This is a genomic window from Frankia alni ACN14a (genome assembly GCF_000058485.1).
Classification (GTDB): domain Bacteria; phylum Actinomycetota; class Actinomycetes; order Frankiales; family Frankiaceae; genus Frankia; species Frankia alni.
The window spans coordinates 1,439,612-1,458,994 of the sequence record NC_008278.1; the positions used below are offsets into that span (position 1 = coordinate 1,439,612).

15 protein-coding genes are annotated in these 19,383 nt (G+C 72.9%); 9 read left to right on the forward strand and 6 right to left on the reverse strand.

From position 1 onward, the window contains the following. Positions 1 to 215 precede the first annotated feature (215 nt). Together FRAAL_RS05845 and FRAAL_RS30215 are read left to right on the forward strand one after the other, a co-directional pair. Positions 216 to 527: a hypothetical protein gene (locus FRAAL_RS05845; RefSeq protein ID WP_011602532.1), complete on the forward strand. Its 312-nt coding sequence runs from the start codon at positions 216 to 218 to the stop codon at positions 525 to 527. A 305-nt stretch (positions 528 to 832) separates the two neighbouring features. Next, a complete protein-coding gene (locus FRAAL_RS30215) occupies positions 833 to 1,825 on the forward strand; it encodes a terpene synthase family protein (RefSeq protein WP_050997019.1) in 993 nt (330 codons plus the stop codon). 15 nt (positions 1,826 to 1,840) lie between these two features. Here FRAAL_RS30215 and FRAAL_RS05855 read toward each other — a convergent pair whose 3' ends face one another. Together FRAAL_RS05855 and FRAAL_RS05860 are read right to left on the reverse strand one after the other, a co-directional pair. After that, positions 1,841 to 3,985 carry a serine/threonine-protein kinase gene (locus FRAAL_RS05855; protein WP_231861526.1) on the reverse strand — a complete coding sequence of 715 codons (2,145 nt, stop codon included), beginning with the start codon at positions 3,983 to 3,985 and terminating at the stop codon, positions 1,841 to 1,843. A gap of 171 nt (positions 3,986 to 4,156) precedes the next feature. After that, the gene (locus FRAAL_RS05860; protein ID WP_011602536.1) at positions 4,157 to 8,209 is read right to left on the reverse strand and encodes an NACHT and WD repeat domain-containing protein; all 4,053 of its coding nucleotides are present in this window, start codon (positions 8,207 to 8,209) and stop codon (positions 4,157 to 4,159) included. Between the two features lie 134 nt (positions 8,210 to 8,343). Between FRAAL_RS05860 and FRAAL_RS32770 the strand changes: the two genes are divergently transcribed. The 5 genes from FRAAL_RS32770 to FRAAL_RS32775 all read left to right on the forward strand — a co-directional run bounded on the left by FRAAL_RS32770 (position 8,344) and on the right by FRAAL_RS32775 (position 12,446). Then, positions 8,344 to 8,595 carry a hypothetical protein gene (locus FRAAL_RS32770; protein ID WP_011602537.1) on the forward strand — a complete coding sequence of 84 codons (252 nt, stop codon included), beginning with the start codon at positions 8,344 to 8,346 and terminating at the stop codon, positions 8,593 to 8,595. A gap of 15 nt (positions 8,596 to 8,610) precedes the next feature. After that, on the forward strand, positions 8,611 to 9,273 hold the full coding sequence (locus FRAAL_RS05865; RefSeq protein ID WP_011602538.1) for a response regulator transcription factor: 663 nt from the start codon (positions 8,611 to 8,613) through the stop codon (positions 9,271 to 9,273). Between the two features lies 1 nt (position 9,274). Continuing rightward, a complete protein-coding gene (locus FRAAL_RS05870; protein WP_041938898.1) occupies positions 9,275 to 10,849 on the forward strand; it encodes a sensor histidine kinase in 1,575 nt (524 codons plus the stop codon). Next, complete coding sequence (locus FRAAL_RS05875) at positions 10,846 to 11,781, forward strand: TAXI family TRAP transporter solute-binding subunit (RefSeq protein WP_041938899.1); 936 nt, start codon at positions 10,846 to 10,848, stop codon at positions 11,779 to 11,781. Before FRAAL_RS05870 ends, FRAAL_RS05875 begins: the two co-directional genes overlap by 4 nt. 311 nt (positions 11,782 to 12,092) lie before the next feature. Beyond that, positions 12,093 to 12,446 carry a hypothetical protein gene (locus FRAAL_RS32775; protein ID WP_193790323.1) on the forward strand — a complete coding sequence of 118 codons (354 nt, stop codon included), beginning with the start codon at positions 12,093 to 12,095 and terminating at the stop codon, positions 12,444 to 12,446. A gap of 140 nt (positions 12,447 to 12,586) precedes the next feature. Here FRAAL_RS32775 and FRAAL_RS05885 read toward each other — a convergent pair whose 3' ends face one another. Continuing rightward, on the reverse strand, positions 12,587 to 13,396 hold the full coding sequence (locus tag FRAAL_RS05885) for an ABC transporter permease (RefSeq protein WP_197537249.1): 810 nt from the start codon (positions 13,394 to 13,396) through the stop codon (positions 12,587 to 12,589). Then, positions 13,389 to 14,402, reverse strand: coding sequence for an ATP-binding cassette domain-containing protein (locus FRAAL_RS05890; protein ID WP_011602543.1), 1,014 nt, complete (start codon positions 14,400 to 14,402; stop codon positions 13,389 to 13,391). The genes FRAAL_RS05885 and FRAAL_RS05890 overlap by 8 nt, the downstream gene beginning before the upstream one ends. A gap of 140 nt (positions 14,403 to 14,542) precedes the next feature. Here FRAAL_RS05890 and FRAAL_RS05895 point away from each other — a divergent pair, with 140 nt between their 5' ends. Then, positions 14,543 to 15,415: a TetR/AcrR family transcriptional regulator C-terminal domain-containing protein gene (locus tag FRAAL_RS05895; protein ID WP_231861527.1), complete on the forward strand. Its 873-nt coding sequence runs from the start codon at positions 14,543 to 14,545 to the stop codon at positions 15,413 to 15,415. 235 nt (positions 15,416 to 15,650) lie between these two features. Here the strand turns inward: FRAAL_RS05895 and FRAAL_RS05900 are convergent, their stop codons facing one another. Beyond that, positions 15,651 to 17,198 carry a serine/threonine-protein kinase gene (locus FRAAL_RS05900; protein ID WP_011602545.1) on the reverse strand — a complete coding sequence of 516 codons (1,548 nt, stop codon included), beginning with the start codon at positions 17,196 to 17,198 and terminating at the stop codon, positions 15,651 to 15,653. 70 nt (positions 17,199 to 17,268) lie between these two features. Here FRAAL_RS05900 and FRAAL_RS05905 point away from each other — a divergent pair, with 70 nt between their 5' ends. Further along, positions 17,269 to 17,853: a pilus assembly protein TadG-related protein gene (locus FRAAL_RS05905; protein ID WP_231861528.1), complete on the forward strand. Its 585-nt coding sequence runs from the start codon at positions 17,269 to 17,271 to the stop codon at positions 17,851 to 17,853. Here FRAAL_RS05905 and FRAAL_RS05910 read toward each other — a convergent pair. Then, entirely contained in the window at positions 17,795 to 18,913 is a 1,119-nt protein-coding gene (locus FRAAL_RS05910; protein WP_011602547.1) for a hypothetical protein, read from the reverse strand. The two genes, FRAAL_RS05905 and FRAAL_RS05910, sit on opposite strands and share 59 nt — an antisense overlap. Positions 18,914 to 19,383 lie beyond the last annotated feature (470 nt).

Consider the following 19,383-nt stretch of genomic DNA (forward strand, 5'->3'; position numbering starts at 1 on the left):
TCACCAACGTCGCGGCGTCACCAACGTCGCGGCGTCACCAGCGTCTGGCGTCACCGCGGCGAGCCGGGCCGGCACGGCGGGCACGCCTGCGGGAACGTGTCCTCACCCGTCGGGCGTTGCGGTGGGTGCGTGCCGCAGGGCCGCCCGAGCCGTGACCGCTCGCCGCTCCCCACCCCTGGCCCCGCCGAGACCAAGACCCACTGGGAGGACTCACGATGATCCCCGCCCACGGCTACACCGCCTTGTTCAGGCCCAACTCCGAAGGCGGCGACAAGAACATCGTGGGCGGGCTGCCCGCCAGCACGCGTGACGGGGAGAAGCTCGTCTGCCAGGTGCCGGTCGTCGCCTGGGGCAACAACGGCGAGGCCCTGGTTGCGGACATGGCAGACGGCTGCCTACGCAGTGTTCGGGGTGCCGAGGGGTTCATCCGCCTCACCCGGGCTGCGAGCGAGACCCGGGCTGCGAGCGAGACCCGGGCCACGAGCGAGGCGGTCGGCCTCGGCGACGAACCCCGGTTGCTCGCCTGATCGCCGACTGCGGTGAGTGGTGATTTGACGAGATCCACGCCGGAGCCAGAGTCGGAGTTGAGTCGCCTTTCACAGTCGCAGGTGCCTGGAAGTTCGGCCGAATGCCTCCTCCGCGCCACCTGGCGGCGCCATAATTCCGGATAGACGGTTCTGGCCCGCCTGCTTTCGACGGCGCATGGGCTGGTCTCCGGTGTACTTCGGCTCGCCCTACCGCAACGTCGTCTTCGCCATGTAGGCACGTCAGTCGGCGGACTCCGCCCCCTCCCTGCACCGAGGCCATCATGTGTCAGCTCTGTCCCGCCGGCGTGCCCAGACCCGATTTTGGGATCCGCATTCCCGAGCGGCTGCATCCCGCGGCCGACCGCATCGGCGAAAACCTTCTGTCCTGGGCCGCCGAGTTCGGCCTGGCCACCGATGCCGCCGCGCGCGCCCGGTTGGACGCCGCCGGATTCCATCTCGCGGCCGCCCGGAGCCTGCCCGACGCCCGGCAGGACGACGTCGAGCTCTTCGCCCAGTGGGTGGTGTGGCTGTTCCACCTCGATGACGAGCAGGACGAAGGGCCCATGGGCCGCGACGCCGCGATCGTGCGTGAGACCTATGCGTCGATCACCTCGATCGTCGAGGGTCAACCCGCGCCCGCCACCGCGCCTCCCTCGGTGACCGCCCTGGCCGACCTGTGGCCCCGCACCGCCCGGGGAATGTCCGCACCGTGGCGCCGCCGCATCCTCCAGCACATCCACGACCACCGCGACGCCTTCCTCACCCAGATCGCCCACCGGCAGGGCGGCACGGTGGCGACCCCGGAGGAATACCCGGCGTTGCGCCGGAACGACAACGCCATGTTCATGTACGACCTGGTGGAAGTCGTCTACCGGACGGAAATCCCCCCGGACCTCGCCGCCACGGAGAGCTGGACCGAGCTGTGCGCGGCGTCGAGTGACATCATTGCCTGGACCAACGACGTGGTGTCCCTGCCGCGGGAAGCCGCCCTCGGCGAGACCACCAATTACGTCATCGTGCTCCAGCGCGCCACGGGGTGCGACGAACTCACCGCGCTCGAACAGGTACAGGCGCAGATAACCCGACGGCTGCGCGCTCTCGACGACGCCGAACGCGCCTTCCACACCGAGCGCGCCCTTGCCGCCTCACGTGCCCTTCCCGCCGACACGCGGAGCCCGGCGGCCACGGCACACCTCGACCAGCGTGACCCGGATCGGCTGGCCCCGGTCGTCCGCGCCGTCCGCGACATGCCGGGCGCCCACCTGGCCTGGATGTTCACCTCCGGCCGCCACCGGTAGGGGCCCGCGCAACCGTCATCCAGGGATGATCGTGATGCGGTGGCGACCCGGCTGCGCGATGTACACGGTCCCGTCCGGCCCGACGGCCACCTGGCGCGGATCGGCCACCACCACCGGTCCGGACCTGCTGGCGACCACGCGCAGGGTGCTGTCGCCCTGCAGGGCGAGTACCTGGTTGTTCGCAGAATCGGCAACGTAGACGATGCCGTCGGGGCCGACGGCCAGGCTGGTCGGCGCGCCGATATCCGTGGCGCGCGCCGGCCCGCCAGCCGTCGCCGGGCGACCCCCGTAGGCGGTGCCGGCGATGGTCTCGATCCGTCCGGCGGCGTCGACCCGCCGGACGCGGCGGTGCTCCTGGTCCGCGACGAGCAGTCGGCCCTGGGCGTCGACGGCGACCGCCTGCGGGCCCCTCAGCGAGGCGTGGATCGCCAGACCTCCGTCCCCGGAGTGCCCAGGGGTGCCGGAGCCGGCGACGACCCGGGCCGTGCCGTCCGGGTCGAGCCGCCAGACCCGGTGGTTGCCGGTATCGGCGAGATGGATGACACCGTCCCCGTCCACCGTCACCGACCTCGGGCGACGCAGACCGGACACGACGGTCACGGTCTCGATCCGGCCCTCGGGTGAGACCCGGCAGAGCCGATCGTTGAGGCTGTCGGTGATGAGCAGGGACCCGTCCGGCCCCACGGCGATGCCGGCGGGACTGTCCAGTTCGGCGTCGGACGCGGGGCCGCCGTCGCCGGTGCGGCCAGCCTTCCCGGTGCCGGCGACGACGCTCAGGCCCCCGCCTCGGCCGTGGGGAGGCACGCCGGTAGGGGCCAGGTCGAGGAGGAACTCCGGGTCGACCCTGCTGATGCGGTGCAGGAGCGGCTGGGAGACGATCAGCGCCCTGTCCGGGGCCACGGCCACGCCGAACGGGCTGTCGATCCGGTAGTCGACCGGCCGCCCGGCCGATCGGGCGGCCGGCTTCCGCGTCGACCTGCGTCGGCTCGGCCACCATCCGCGCGTGCCGCCGGCCGGGGGGGTTCCGCGTCCGGGCGGCGAGTCCGCCACCGGGGCGGGGGGAGCCAAATCGGTGGGGGACGGTGCGCGGACAGTGGCTGGTGCCTGCGCCGCTGCGGGGACGTCGTCTGCCGGCGTACCCGACTCCGGGGGGCTGTCTGTCGCCGTGTACCCGACCGTCTCGACGGCGTCCGGGACGGCGGGCCGGCGCGGCGCGGTGGGCCGGCCCTGCGGTACCGACGGCGGGGCGGTGGCTGTCCGGCCACCACGACCTGCCGACGCGCGGATCTCGTCGGGAAGATGGAGAGGGATGGTGCAGCCCTGTAACCAGCCTGGTCCGAACACGCGGGTCGTGGCGGTGACGAGGTCGTTCGCGAAGTCCGCGGCCGTGGGAGGCCGGCGGGCCGGATCGGCGTCGAGGGCTCGCATCACGACCGAGGCGATCGCGGGCGGGGTGGGGGCGCCCAACGGCGGCGGCGGTTCGTGCAGGTGCCGTTGGGTGAGGTAGGTGGCGATGCCCCGGCCGGAGTACGGGGTGCGGCCCGAGAGCAGCTCGTAGAGAACGATGCCGAGGGAGTACAGGTCGGTCGCCGGCCGCAGGGCCGTGCCGGTGAACTGTTCCGGAGCCATGTAGGCGGGGGTGCCGATCACGGTGTTCGTGGGGTTGCCGCTGAAGGCCACGATCTTGGCGATGCCGAAGTCGGAGACCTTCGGGGTTCCGTCGCCGGCGAACAGGACGTTCTCCGGCTTGATGTCGCGGTGGATCACCTGTTGGCGGTGCGCCAGGTCGAGCGCGGCGGCGACGGCGAGCCCGATGCCGACCGCGGTCACGACCGTCGGTCGGTGCCGTACCCACCGGCGCAGCGTCCCCCCGCCACAGTACTCCATGATGATCATGGAAAGATCGTCGCGTTCGACGAAGTCATGCACCCGCACGATGTGGGGGTGGGCAAGGCGTTCCAGCAGGCGCGCCTCGGCGGCGAAGGTGTCGCGGGCCGCAGCCGCGCCGTCCGCTCCCGGGAGCAGGATCTTGATGGCCACCGGTCGGTCCAGGCGCAGGTGCTGGCCGGCGAAGACGAGCCCGAACCCGCCGCCGGCGATGAGCCGGGTGACCGTGTAGCCGGGGAGAGCCGCCTCCAGATTCGCGCGGTCGAGGTTCACGCGGCCGGCCCGACACGCCGGCACCGCCGTCCGTGTGCCCGCCGCCCGCCCGCCCTCCGCCGGCCGGTGCCTAGACCGTGCGTCCCCCGTTCGCGCCGGTCCGAAGGGGACGGCGCGATCGGCGCGAACAGGGGAATTTTCGCGAAAGGCTGGATTGTCGCAAAGGCCAGGTCAGTCACACGGCGGATCGTAGGCCTGGTCTGGCAGGAAGCGTGCCCACTCCGCCCTGGTGATGCCGACTCCCGCCTGGGTGCAGACGCGTTGCGCGACCCGCTTCACGTCCAGGTCCCACAGCGTCGCGGGCTGGGAGAACACCGTGCCGATCAGGGTCGACCCGTCCCGGGAGAAGTCGATCGTTCCGATCCCGGTGTCGGTTCCGCCGGAGCGGCTCAACCGTTCGACCAGCTTCGGATGCGCCAGGCGCTGGACGTCCCAGACCCGCACCGAGTTGTCCAGGCTGCCGGTCACCAACGTGCGGCCGTCGGGGCTGAACGTGACGGTGTTCACCTGACTGACGTGGCCGGACAGCGAGGTGATCAGCGCCGGTCGGGACGGGTCGGCGACGTTCCACAGGGTGGCGTGGGGGCCGCCACCGCCGACCGCGAGAGTTCGGCCGTCCGGGGAGAACGCAGCGCGCAGCGCCTCGCCGGGGAAGTCCGGCAACGTCGCTTGGGGGACGATCCGGCGCGGGTCGCGGACGTCCCACAGTCGCACACTGCGATCGGCGACGGACACCATGATCCGGCCGTCCTGGCTGAACTTGATGTCACGGACGTTGTCGCGGTGGGCGGTGACGGCGGCGAGCCTGGCCGGATGCCGCGGGTCGCGCACGTCCCAGGTCTGCAGCTCGGTGGAGAAGCTCGACGCTGGTGGCGCGCCCAAGCCGCCGAGGACGAGGGTTCGGCCGTCCGGGCTGAAGCGGAGCGTGAACACCCCGCCGACCGGTCCGGCAAAGGTGCTGATCATGGATGGTCGCCGCGGGTCGGTGATGTCGTAGAGGCAGACCCGCTTGGCCGTCCCGACGGCCAGCAACTGACCGTCGGGACGGAACGCCGCGCCGTTCGTGACGTCGCCGTCGTCGGCCAGATCGTCGGTGATGGCCGACAGTGACGCGGGATGGTACGGGTCGGCGATGTTCCAGAGTTCCGCCGCCCGGTAGGACACCGTGACGACGTCACCGGTGCGCGGGTTGACCTCGGACGACTGCTGCTCGCCGTGGCGGCCGATGAGCGCGGGCCCAGGGATCTCCCAGACGCGCAGGGCGCCGTCGGCGGATCCGCTGGCGAGATGGCGCCCGTCGGGGCTGAAGGCGACGGTCCAGGTCACCGCGCCCTCGTCGAGGAAGGTGAGGGGCCTCTCCCCGTCCGAGGTATCGGTGAATGCGGTGCTGGACGTGGTGGCGGCCGGGTCGTACAGCGGGACGCCGTCGAACAGGTTGCCGCCGGCGGCGACCAGACCGCCCCTCGGGGCAACGGCGAGCGTGGTCATCGGGTCGTTGCCGACGCCCAGGGTCGCGGTGTGGGTCAGGTGCAGCAGGTTCGGCCCGCTGAACACCCGGATGCGGCCCGCGGCACCGGCGGTGTAGACGCTGTGGCCGTCGGGACCGAACGCCACGGCCCGGATCGCGCCGACCCTGGGCGACGTGGGGTCGCCGGCGGGGGCGTTGAGCAGGCCGACCGGGCCGATGCGCAACCCGGGGCCCACCCACCACAGCACCGCGGAGGCGGCATCGTCGCCGGCGGCGAGAAAGGTGCCGTCCGGGCTGAAGGCGAGGGCGTCGATCGGCCCCCGGTGCAGGGGTTCCCGATTGTTGATCAGTAGCGCACCCTGCAGGGTCGGTCGGGCCGGGTCGGAGACGTCGTAGATCCGCGCCGAGTTGCCGTAACCGCCGACGGCGAGCCGGTCCGCGGCGGGGCTGAACGCCAACCCGTACACATCCCCGGTGGCCTCCGGCAGGGTCGCCAGAAGGCGGGGACGGCTTGGTGTCGAGACGTCCCAGATCTTGGCGGTCCGGTCGCCGCTGCCGGTGGCGAGCAGGGTCGAGTCGCGGCTGAAAGCCACCGACTTCACCGCCCGCGTGTGGCCGCCGTCGCGCGGGCCCGGCAGGACGGCGAGCGGCGTCGACCTGCGCGGATCGGCCGCGTCCCAGATGGCCGTGGCCCAGTCGTCACTGCCCGTCGCGATCAGTTTCCCGTTCGGGCTGTAGGTCACCGCCCCCACGGCGTTGCGGTGGAACAGGTAGCGGGTCGGCACTCCGGAACCGCCGTTGAACGACGACAGCACGCTGCCCCGTGCCTCCGGCGTGTCGGCCTTCCGGTAGGCGACCAGGCTGAGCTGCGCCGCGATCGCCGGATTCGGCCCTCGGACAAGGTCGGCCTGGTTCGCGATCCGCTGGGACAACGCGCGGTCGCGGGCGGCCGCCGCCGTGCGGCCCTGCCGGTAGGCGAGCCCTGCCAGCGACGCCGCCACCAGCGCGAGGACGGTCGTGACGGCGACGAGTCGCCGCAGCCGACGGGTCCGCCGGACCGCCGCCTGCTGCGCGGCGAGATCGACGCGCAGGCTCTCGTCGTAGAAGGCCCGGGCGACCGGGGAGAGGGGCGCCTGGTCCGGTTGCGACTCCACCCATTCCCGGGCCGCCGCCAACCGGGTCCCACCGAACAGGTACGACGGATCGCGCGCGCCGCGATCCCACGTCTCGGCAGCGTCGCCGAGCTGCTGCAACGCGATCGCGGCGGCCCGGTCGACGTCCATCCACTCCCGCAGCCGCGGCCACGATCGCAGCAGGGCCTCGTGCGCGATCTGCAGGCTGTCGCCGTCGCCTTCGGTGTCGGCTTCGACGAGCCTGGCCGCGACCAGCGCGTCGAGCACGGCCTCGGCTTCGCGCGCGGGCACCGCGGCGAGCAGGTCCGCCCGTCGCACCCGCCGCCTGCTGTCCTGCTCACCCTCGCCCAGGCGGACCATCCGCATGAGCAGCGGACGGGCAGCCTGCTGCGCGCCGGCCGCCAACCCCGTGTAGGCGCCCTCGGCCGTCTGCGCGATCGCGCCGGTCAGGCCACCGATCCGCAGATAGGCCCCCACCGTCAGCGGCGACGAGTTCCCGCCGAGCGACGATTCCCGAGCGAACCAGGTCGAGCGCAGGGCGTGGGCGAGCAACGGCAGCGAGCCGGGATCGGCCACGACTCCCGCCCCGCTCACGGCGCCCTGGGCAGGGGCCGCCGTCGCCGCTCCCAGGTCGCGCAGCAGCAACTCGACCAGACCGGGTTCCACGTCGACGCCCACCGTCCGCGCCGGTTTGACGACGATGTCGCGGATCTCCCCGGCCGTCATCGGGCCGACCACCACCTGGCCGGTCTGGAGCGCCTCGACCAGCTCTGGGTAGGCCGCGCAGCGGGCATAGAAATCGGCCCGCAGACCGAGGACGACCGCGGCCGCCGGACCCCGGTCGTTGCGGGCTGCCGCCGCCGCGCACAGAGCCCGGACGAAGGTCTCCCGTTCGGAAGGATCGTCGCAGCTGGTGAAGATCTCCTCGAACTGGTCGACGGCGATCACCACCCCTCCGCCGGGGTGGGACGCGAGGATCTCGGTGAGCCGCTGGGGGAGCTCGGCGTCCGTACCCGACACCGCCGCCGCGATCCCGACCCCCGCGATCTGATCGAGCAGGCTTCGCACGGGATGCTCACCCGGTGTCATCAGCACCTGTGGCCACGTGTCCGACCCTGGGACCGCCCCGCGGGCCAGCACCGGCAGCAGACCCGCGCGCAACAGCGACGACTTTCCCGATCCGGATGCTCCCACCAGGACCAGCGGACCGCCCGCGGTCAGCCGCGTCCGCACCTGGACGACCAGGTCGATGACCATTCGCTCCCGGCCGAAAAACCACCGCTCGCTGGCGGCGTCGAACCCGGCGAGGCCCGGATAGGGGCAGCCGGTGCCCCCGGCCGGATCGTCGATGCCACCGGGGGCGGGAGGCTCGCGCGAGGAGTCCGGACCGGCTCGGCCCGGCGGCGGGACGGGCGATACAACCCGGGGGGGCGGCGGTGAGGCCGCGGGACCGTCGAGGACGCGGGTGGGTACCGGCTCCGGATCGACGGGCGCCGACCCGCGCGTCTCGCCGGGCTGCGCGGGAACCGCGGGGATCGCGGGAACCGCGGGGACGACGCCCCGCGCCTGCCCGGACTCCTCGCCGCTCGACCGGTCAGGGCCAGAGGGTGTGGCTGATGACACAAATCACCGACTTAGGTGCAGAACGGACGGAATGGGTGACCACGCGCCATCATGGCGTGACGCTGTGAACCACACGGCGCCCGGTCGTCCAGGCGACACCACCGGCAGACCGCGGGCGCAACCGATCGCCCTCGGTGGCCGTGATCCAGAAGGGCGGTCGGGATGCCATCGCTCGATGCCGGGTGGCCGAAGCCGGGCGGGTCCGGCGCCGGCGGCGAGGAATCGTCGAACGACGTGTCGCCGGGGCCGCATCGCCGCCGAACGTGTCCAACCGGCCCGAACGTGCCGCCCAGAAGCCGTTTTCGGGCTACTACCCGGGGGCCTGCCTGCTGGTGTCGTTGCTGATCCACGTATCGATGGAGGAGACCTCACCAGTCGGGGCTTGAAGATCGGGGCTGACAATGCGTGTGTTGCTGGTCGAGGACGACCACGGCGTCGGCGGCGCGATCAAGGACGTCCTGGACGCGCGCGGCCACCCGGTCGAGTGGGTGACCCGGGGAGCGGACGCCCTGCTCCGTCATCGCAACGCTGACCTGCTGCTCCTTGACCTCGGGCTGCCGGACATCAGCGGGCTGGAGGTGCTGCGTCGCCTGCGCCGGCTGGCCGCGACCCCGGTCCTCGTCCTGACCGCGATGGGCACCCACGAGCGCGACATCGTGCGCGGCCTGCGTCTCGGCGCCGACGATTACCTGATCAAGCCGGTGCGGATGGACGAGCTGCTCGCCCGCATGGAGGCCATCCTGCGCCGCACCGAGCGCGGCGGTGCCACCCCGGTCGGGCGAGTGCAGGTCAACGACATCGCCATCGACCTCGACACCCATCTGGTGACGGTCGCCGGCGAGGAGGTCGTGCTGACGCGGATCGAGTTCGAGATCCTCGCCGTGCTCGCCCGCAAGGCGGGCGCGGCCGTCAGCCGCGAGCAGTTGCTCGACGAGGTGTGGGGCGACGCCTACGTGGCAGTGTCGCGGACGTTCGACGTGCACCTGTCGAAGCTGCGCAAGAAGCTTGGCCGGCCCAGCCCGCTGCACAACATCCGCGGCTTCGGCTACCGGCTGGGCGACTGAGATGCGCCGGCGGCTGCTGATCGTCCTCATCGTGGCCGGTCTCGGTGCGCTCGCCGCGTTCGCCGTTCCGCTGCTCTACACCACCTCCGCGGAACGCTCCGACCGGTTCGTCAGCCGGCGCACCGCCGACATCAACCGGTTCGCCGAGCTCGCGCTCACCGGCTCCGACCAGCTCGAACCGGAAATTGACGCGCACGCCGACCTCTACGGCGACGCCGTGGCCGTCGTCGACGCGGCGGGCCATCCCATCGTCTCCCGCGGCGACCTCGGCGACCTCGCAAGCGGCGGGCAGGTCGCCCAGGCGATCGACGCGGCGCTGCGCAACCAGCGCCAGGCCAGCCTGCCCGACATCCGGCCCTGGTCGTCCGGGCGGGTCCTGTTCGCCCGGCCGGTGGGCAACGGCGTCGAGGTGAGCGGTGCGGTGGTGCTGGTGTCGAGCCGGGACCGCGCCGCGGCGGACGTCGGGCGGGTGTGGGGGCACGTCCTGCTCGGCGTGCTCGCCGTCGCCGCGGTGTTCGCGACGGTGATCCTGCTGATCGTGCGTTGGGTGCTGCGACCCATCACCCAGCTCGAGCACGGCCTGCGGGCGGTCGGCAAGGGGGTGGTGGCGGCGCACGTGCCGCCGCAGCAGGGGCCGTCGGAGGTACGCACGCTGCTCACGTCGTTCAACCGGATGTCGGACGCGGTCGCCGACTCCGCGCGCCGTCAGCGGGCGCTCATCGACGACACCTCTCACCAGCTGCGCAACCCGCTGATGGCGATGCGGCTGCGGATGGACATGCTGGCCGGCTCGTTGCCGGACGAGGCGCGCGACACCTATGCCTCCATGGTCGCCCAGGCCGGGCGGCTGCAGGTCCTGCTCGACGGCATGCGCGCGCTCGCGGTCGCCGACGCGGCCGCGACCGAGCTCGCCGCCCATCCCGCGACTCCGGCCGCCTGCGACGCGAGCGCGACGGTGCTCGAGCGGATCGACTTCTGGCTGCCCGCCGCCGCCGCCCGGGACGTGACGCTGGTCGATCGCGTCCCGGCGGAACCCATCCCGCTGCTGTGCGCCGACACCGACCTGGAGCAGATCGTCGACGTGCTGATAGACAACGCCATCAAGTACGCCCCCGGCAGCACGGTGACCGTGACGGTGACCGCCCGCTGGCCGTCTGGGCGGGGCCGGGTGACCGTGGCCGACGACGGCGTCGGCGTGCCGCCCGGCGAGCTGCCGCACCTGACCGAACGGTTCCGCCGCGGCAACCACGACCTGTCCGGCTCCGGGCTCGGCCTGGCGATCGCCGAGCGGCTGGTGACCAACAACGGCGGGCGACTCATCCTGGAGACGGTGACGCCGCACGGGCTGTCCGTGGCCGCCGAGCTGCCCGTCGGGGAGCGGCCCACGTCCCCGCCGGCCGACTCCGCGCCCGCGGGCACGCCGGCGAACGGCGGGCGCGGCTCGGGGTTGCCCGGCTTCTCGCGGTCAGGCGGGGCCGACACGATGCCGACGATCTGGCTGCCCAGGTCCCAGCGCCGCCGGGCCCGACGGCGCGACGACCCGGCGAGGGCGACGACGCCCGGAGCCGCCTCGTGACCGCCTCTCGCCGCGCGGTGCTGCTCGGCACCCTGGCAGTCGGGGCCACCGCCGTCACCGTCGCCAGTGCCGGCGGCTGCTCGTCGGACGACCCCACGGTCTCGATCGCGGCCGGGGAACCCGACGGCTTCTACATCGAGTTCGCGAACCTGCTCCGCCCGTTGCTGCACGCCCAGGTGGTTCCGACGCTCGGCAGCGTGCAGAACATCCGCAGCGTCTCGGCCGGCACGGCGGACCTCGGGCTCGCCCTCGCCGACGCCCTCGATGCCGCGCAGAAGGGTCTGCCCGCCTTCGGCCGCCCGGTGCGGCTCTCCGCGCTCGGCCGGGTCTACGAGAACTACATGCAGCTCGTCGTGCGCGCCGACAGTCCGGTGCGGGCCGTGCCCGACCTGGCCGGCCGGGCCGTGTCGCTGGGTGCCAACGGCTCCGGCGCCGCACTGTTCGGCGAGCGCCTGTTCGCCACGGCGGGGGTGATGCTCGGCCAGGCGCGCCACCTGTCCCTCAAGGACGCCGTGGGCGCGCTGCGCGAGGACATGATCGACGCCATGCTGTGGTCGGGCGGCGTTCCGACGGAGGTCCTGGCCCAGGCGGACCGGGAGTGGGGCATCCGGCTGCTGGAGCTCGGCGCCTACGTCCCCGAACTGCGCCGCCGCTACGGCCGGTACTACAACGAGGTCGCCCTGCCCGCCGGCACCTACCGGGCGGCGGGCGCCGTGCATACGGTCGGCGTTCCGAACCTGCTGGTCACCGGGCCGCACTGCCCGGATCGGGTGGTCCGCAACACCGTGCGGGTGCTGGTCGAGCACGCCGGGCAGCTCGTGCCGAAGCAGGCCCGGGGCACCCAGTACCTCGACGTCGGCAACCTCATCAACACCGAGCCGCTGCCGCTGCACCCGGCCGCCGCCGAGACCTATCGGGCGCTGCGGGGATAGCCCGGCCTGGGCGCCGCGCGGCGAGCGGCTGTCCGCGGCCCGGGCGGTGTGAGTAGACGGGCACCGGGCGCGCCCGCCCACGTCCATGCCGTTCGGATGCCTCACACCACGTCGGCACCGAGGGTGAGCCGTGCTGAGTTCCACGACAGAACGTCACGTAATACCCGAGACGTAGTAACCTCCCCCATGGGAGACTCGGGGCGCTCCAGCGCCTCGGAGGGTCCTCAGTCAGGCAGCGGGAGGAAGTCTTTATGCAGCGTTGAGCCGGTTGTTCACCCTTCGATGCCTACTCGGAAAGGTTGGACGTTCACGTGCGCAAATCACGTCTGGCGGGCCTGGGGCTCGCGTTCACGCTCTCGGCGGCGGCGGTGGCGGGAGTGGCGACGCCGGCCAGCGCCGGGACGGAGTCCGGCAACGCAGGCAATGCAAGCGACGCGGACAACGCGTCCCTGGCCGCGCTGGTCGACTGGCTGTCCACCCACGAACTGCAGGACTGGCTGAACTTTCTCGCGCTGACCAACCCGCCGCCGCCGAACGCTGGCAACGCGGCCAACGCGGGCGGGAAGGGTGTGACGCATCCGTCCGCCCCCTTCTCTGGCAACGCGGCCAACGCGGGTGGAAATGGTGCAGCCCATCCGTCCGCCGGCAACGCGGCGGACAGGTGAACCGCGCCGCCCAGGCGCCGGCGCCCGCGCCGCTCGACCGGGCGACCTGACCAACGCGGGCGATCCGCGACCAGGCTAAGGGCCACCCCCGGGCCCCGTGACGGGCCCGGCGGCGGCCTGGGCGGTCGCCGAGCTGCCCGTCAGCGGATCCGGCGGTTGAACAACACGCTCGAAGCCACGACTGACACCGCGATGATGCCCAGGCTCCACGCCACCGCGTGCCAGGCGATGGAGCCGACCGGCTCGCCGGTGAGCGCCGCGCGGGTCGTCTCGACCACGGTGTTCACCGGCTGGTCGCGAGCGAAGCCCCGCAGCCAGGACGGCATCGTGTCGACCGGGACGAACGCGCTGCTCGGGTAGGCCAGGAAGCTGACGAAGAAGGTGAACCCGTTCGCCGCCTCCGGTGAACCGGCGACGATCCCGATCGTCGCCGACAGCCAGGACAGCGCCAGCACGAACAGCGCCAGCACGCCCCCGGCCACCAGCCAGCCGCCGACCCCGGCGGACGGGCGGAAGCCGATCGCGAGGGCCACGGCGACCACCAGCGCGGTGGAGACGAGGTTGCGCACCACGCTCGCCACCACGTGCCCCGAGATCAGCGCGGCGCCGGAGACGTCCATCGATCGGAACCGGTCGATCACGCCGGTGGTCAGATCGCTGGTTACGGTGACAGCGGTGGTCGCCGCCCCGAAGCCGGCGCAGACCAGCAGCACGCCGGGCACGACGTAGTCCACGTAGTCGATGCCGGTCCGCAGCGCCCCGCCGAACAGGTAGACGAACATCAGCATCAGCATGATCGGGAGTGCGAGTGCGGTGATCATGCCGTCGACGCTGCGCGCGGACAGCCGCAGGCTGCGGCCGATCATCGTCGCCGCGTGGCCGGCGGCGTCGACGAACGCCGGCCGGGGCGTGGGGCGGACGGTCGCTTGGGCCAAGGTCAGCTCAGACACGAGTGCTTCCCTTCTCGATGGCGGTCGGGCGGATCTCGGTGGGCGTCGGGCGGGTCTCAGTGGGCGCCGGGCGGGCGGTGAGGGCGAGGAAGACGTCGTCCAGGGTGGTGCCGTGCACGTCGAAGCGGGCGACGCGGTCACGGCCGGCGTCGATCTCGTCGAGTAGGGCGCGCACGTGGGCCGCCGTGCCGTCGGTGGCGATGCCGAGGGTGCGCCGGGCCGGATCGGCGGTGACGGCGCGCGAGCCGAGCTGGTGCACGACCGTCGCGAACGCCTCGGGCCCGGCGGCGGCCGTCAGTTCCACGTCGAGGCGGCGCCCGCCGACCTGCTCCTTGAGCTGCGCCGCGGACCCCTCGGCGACCACCCGCCCGCCGTCGACGACCGCGATGCGGTCGGCGAGCCGGTCGGCCTCGTCCAGGTACTGCGTGGTGAGGAAGACGGTGACGCCGGCGGTCGCAAGCTCGCTGACGATCTCCCACATCGCGGCCCGGCTGCGCGGGTCCAGCCCGGTCGTCGGCTCGTCCAGGAAGATGATCTCTGGCTCGCCGACGAGGCTTGCCGCCAAGTCCAGCCGGCGGCGCATCCCGCCGGAGTAGGTCTCGACCCGGCGCCGGCCGGCGGCGGTCAGGTCGAACCGTTCCAGCAGCTCCGCGGCGCGCCGGCGGGCCAGGTGGGGCGGCAGGTGCAGCAGCCGGCCCATCATCCGCAGGTTCTGCTCGCCGGTCTGCGCCTCGTCGAGGGCCGCGTACTGGCCGGTCAGACTGATCCGCCGCCGGACCTCGCGACGCTGGGTGCCGACGTCGTGGCCGGCGACCCGGACGCGGCCGGCGTCGGCGCGCGTGAGCGTGCCCAGGATCCGCACGGTGGTGGTCTTGCCCGCGCCGTTCGGGCCGAGCAGCGCGAACACGCCGCCGCGGGACACCCGCAGGTCGACATGGTCGAGCACGGAGGTCGAGCCGTAGGACTTGGCCAGCCCGACGGCCTCGATCGCCAGGTCAGTGGACATCGTGAGGGTACTCCTCGCCGCGAGGTCGAACTGCGTATGACGTACGTTGAATAGCGTAGATGGTACGCAGATCTAGGATGGCGTCAACGGCGGTGCGGCGAAGGGCGGCTGTCGGATCCCTGACGTGCGCGGAGGTGACGATGGCCGGCAGCCCCGGACCGGGAGGCGACCCGGCCAGCGCGCCCGCGGCATCCGGCGTCGCGCCCGCGGCATCCGCCGGCGTGCCCTCGGGCTCGGGCAGCGTGCCCGCGGCCTCCGCTGTGGGCGCCAGGCCGCAGGCGCCCGGCGTCTTCGCCCTTCCGCCGGCCGTCGAGATGCTCTGGGGGATCAGGGAGCGGCCGAGCCGCGGACCCCGCCGAGGGCTCAGCCTGGAGCGCATCGTCGCCGCGGCGGTCGACGTCGCCCAGGCCGACGGCATCGGCGCGCTGTCGATGAGCCGCGTCGCCGCGGAGCTCGGCGCCGCGACCATGTCGCTCTACCGGTACGTCGCCGCCAAGGACGAACTGCTGCTGCTGATGGTGGACGCTGCGATGGGCAGCCCGCCCGGCCCGCGCGAGCCCGACGACGGCTGGCGGGCGGGTCTGAGTCGCTGGGCGCAGGGCGCGCGGGCGGCGTACGACCGTCATCCCTGGGCCCTGCGCGTCCCGATCAGCACCCCGCCGCTCGGCCCGAACATGGTCGCCTGGATGGACGACGGCCTGCGATGCCTGGCGCACACCCCCCTGACGGAGCAGCAGAAACTGTCCTCGGTGCTGCTGCTGAGCGGTTTCGTCCGCAACGAGGCCACGCTGTCTGCCGACCTGAAAGCGGCCTCCGGCGGGGAGAAGATGATGCCGGGCTACGGCGCGCTACTCTCGCGGCTCATCGATCCCGCGGTGTTCCCCTCGTTGCAACGCGCGATCGATTCCGGCTCGCTCGACGATGACGACGACATGGACGGCGAGTTCGACTTCGGCCTCGCCCGCCTGCTTGACGGCATCGCCGTGCTCGTCGACCGCCTCGCCACGCCCTGAAGGTCCCGGCAGACGCCCCAGGCCGGCAGATGCGTCACGCGATCATGGATAGTTGCGCCATGAGCTGCGTCGATGTTGTTTTCGATGATCGAACTTCAAGGTCCGATGGGGCGGTGTCGCTGTTCCGCGACCGGGACCGCGGTCGCAGCGAGGTCGTCGCCGTGCTGGAGCGGGCCTCCGACGGTGAGCGACTCGACCGGCGGAATCGTGACGCCGCTGCCTTGAGGGTTGATCGTCAGACGTGCGGCCAGGCGGTGGCGTCGAGAGCCGCGGAGACCGCCGCCGGGGTGGCGCCCCGGAAACGGGAGAGCCGGCAGACGGTGAGCACGCCGGTGCGGGCGTTGTAGCGCGGCAGCGGCCAGATCCGCTCGTACTGGGAAGTCTGTACGGGTATGTCCCCTTCCATCAGGGTGACGGCGAGCTTTCCGGCTGCCACCCGAGCCGTGTCAATCCGGCTCCAGTGAATGGTGAAGTGGTACCACCCGCGTTCCGTCGAGATCCGATCCGCGTCGATCGCGAGATGTCCCGTGGGCTGCGCGGCCCGCCAGAACAACGCGAACGCGGCGACGACCGGCACCGCGACCGAGAGCAGATGCCAGGGATCCCAGAGGTTGAAACCACCGCCGAGACCGGCAGGCACGATTCCGGACGCGAACAGCAGGATCAGGCCCACCGCGAGCAGCGCGACCCGCGACAGGCGCCGCTCGGGAAAACTCGCCGCACCCTCGCCCAGCCCCTGCAGCGCCCGCCCTTTCGTGGCCTCCCTCCTATCGAGGTCGCCCGTCCCGGCAGGGTCTTCCGTGAAGCCGAGGTCTTCCGCGGCCCCCGTTCCGTCGAGGTCGTCCGTTCCGTCCGTTCCATCCGGGTCTTCCGCCTGGCCGAGGTCCTCTGTGCTGTCGAGGGTCTCCGTGCTGTCGAGGGTCTCTGTGGCGAACGGGTCTGCGGTCACGTCGCCGGCGGCGCCGTCGAGGAACTCCCAGATCGCGGCGAGCGCCTGTTCCGCGGTGGGCCGCGCGGCCGGGTCGGGCATGAGCATCCGGTCGAACAGCGGGCCGAGCGGGCCGGACCGGGCCGTCGTCGCCGCCGCCCGTCCGGGCTGGGCCGACGCGGCCTCGGCCCAGGTCACGGAGTCGAAAGGCGGCCGGCCCTCGGCGGCGGTGAACAGCGTGACCCCGAGCGCGAACACGTCGGCGACGGGCTGCGGGGAGCGCCCGGTCAGCACCTCCGGCGCGACGAAGCCGGGCACGCCGAGAGCGCCGACGGTGATCCGCTGATCGGTCGTGCGCAACGCCGCCCCGAAGTCGGTCAGCCGCGCCGAGCCGTCCGTACCCAGCAGGATGTTCGCCGGGGTGACGTCGCGGTGCACGACCCCCGCCGCGTGCGTGGCCACAAGGGCCGCCAGTACACACGTTCCGATGGCCGCGGTCTCGGCCAGCGCCAGCCGCCCCTCCCGGTCGAGCACCGCCCGTAACGACTGGGAAGGGTAATAGTCCATGACAATCCACGGATCGTCATCCACATCCCGGACGACATCGAGGGTCGTGACGACATGCGGGCATTTCCGCAGCGCGGCGGAGATCTGGCATTCTCTTTCCAGCCGGGTCTCGATCTCGTCCCGTTCGGCCTCGGACAGGTCGGCTGGGCGCCGAATTCCCTTCAGGGCGACGTCCGCCCGCAGCTTTTCGTCGAATGCCCGCCACACGGTCCCGAACCCGCCCCGGCCGAGCATCTCGACCAGCCGGAAACGCTCCGCGACGAGCGCCCCCGGTGACCCTTCAGTCATGATCCTTCCCCCCCGGGGAGGTATGCGCGCCGCATGATCCGTACGTGGCGCATTCTCCTATAATGCGGGGATGCCGGGCGGCGGATCGGCGAAGGACGCCGGTGCGGGGTGCCCGGCGATCCCGGACGGGGAGAAGCACATGCCTGGTGACCTGCGGCGGAACCCGGCGACCGGTGAGCGGGCCGGCATCGGTGAGCGGGCCGCGACCGGTGAGCGGGCCGCGACCGGCGGCGCCGACGGCGGGACGATCCTCATCCTCACGCTCGGCTACCTGATGGTCGCCGCGATGCTGGTTGTCGTCGTGACCGACGTGTCCGCCGTCTACCTGGCTCGCCGGTCGGTCGCCTCGGCCGCGGACGGCGCGGCGCTCGCGGCCGCGCAGCGCATCGACGAGAACGCGATCTACACGGCGAGGGACGCCTTCCAGGAACTCCCGCTCGCGGACATCAACGCGACCGTCGCGCAGTACCAGCAGCAGTCCGACCCGAGCGGCCGCACGACCCTCACCTCCAACCTCGTCGACGCGACGACGGTGGAGGTGGAGGGTTCGCGCCTGGTCGACCTGCCGGTCGTGGGCTACCTCGGGGTCGGGCCGGTCACCGTGCGGGCCGGGGCACAGGCACAGTCGGTGGTCCGCCAGCCCGCTGCACCATGACGCCGCTCGGGCCGGGGGCGCCGAAACGCGCCGCCGGCCGCTGGGGATCCCGGTCGGCCTCCCAGCTCTCGCGCAGCCAGGGCGTGGTGGCGTCGACGAGATCGTCCAGGCCCTGCCCGGTGCGCAGGTCGGCCAGCTCGGAGACGTCACGCACGAGCCGGGCCAGCCACTGCGCCGGCCGGTCCGCCGACAGGGTCACCGCCTGGCCGGCGTAGGCGGCGGCCTCGTCCCGGTCGGGGATCTCCCGGGCGAGCGCGGCGCGGGCCTGCGCCATCCGGACCGAGACCACCATTCCGGTCTGGCCGGAGCCGGCGATGAGCGTCTCGGCCCGCTCCAGGTGCGGCGTGGCCTCGTCCGCGGCGCCCACGGTGGTCAGCGCCTCGGCACAGGCCAACGCGAGGTCCGCCGGGGAGTACGTCTCCAGGGCGAACCCGGGGGAGCCGAAGTCGTCGTCGCCGAGGCGTTCCATCGTCTGCCAGGCACGGGCCACCGCGTCGCGTACTCCGGGGGTGTCGCCGGTGGCCGCGCAGGCGCTCGTGACGACCTTGCCGGCGATGAGCGCGCGGGTGGGGCTGAACCCGGCGATCCGCGCGGCCACCCCGGCGATCTGCAGGGCGACCGCCGGGCTGTGCGGGCGGACCATCCGTGCGCGCAGGGCCAGCGCCCGCGCGGCGAGTGGTCCGTCGCCGGCGGCGCGGGCGAGGGCGGCGGCGCGGTCCGCCCGGGTGGCGGCGTCGGCGTGCTGGCCGCGGTCGTAGGCCACGGCCGCCGCGGCGGTCGTCACGGCGGCGTGCAGGCGCATCCAGTCCAGGGCGGCCCGCCCGCGCAGCCGGTGCTCGCGCGGCACCGTCCTGGTCGTGCGTTCGAGGGGGACGAGGGCGGCGGCGGTCGCGCCGAGATCGGTGGTCTCATAGGCGTCCACCGCAGCGTCCAGCGCGGCGGCGCAGGCGTCATGCAGTCCGGCGGCGTCCGCGGCGGCGTCGGCTCCCAGGCTCATGGAGCCCACCGCCGCGAGGCCGGTAGCGACCAGGACGGACCGCCGGTTCGAGGCTTCGGACACGGTGGCACCCTTCGTGCTCGGGTGGGGGTGATCGCGCCGCCGTCTGCCTGCCGGCGAAGCGCGACGGGACGGTGAACCGCCAGGTCTAACTGCGCGCCCCGGTCGGTCTGCTGACTGAGCTGGGTTCCCATGGCGGCCTCCCTCGCTTTCCCTGTCACGCGGCCCGGCACTGACTGTTCCGCCCCCTGGCGGCCCGCATTAACCGTGTGTCCGTGTTCGTTGGTCTCCTGACCATGACCTGGTGGCAGCCCGGCAGCCGGCGGGACCACGTTGCCCCGCGGAGCCAGATGCCCGGCGAATTCGCCGGCGAAGCGCCGCGGTCAAAGATATCGTTCGGGGGCGACGAACGCGCGGGATCGTGTGCGCTCAGCGATGTGGGACAGGTCTCTTCGTGGATTGGCGTCGATCGACGTCCGGGCGGTGGCCTGCCCGGGTAGGTGGTGCGGTTACCGTTCGGATTGTCCGCGGTG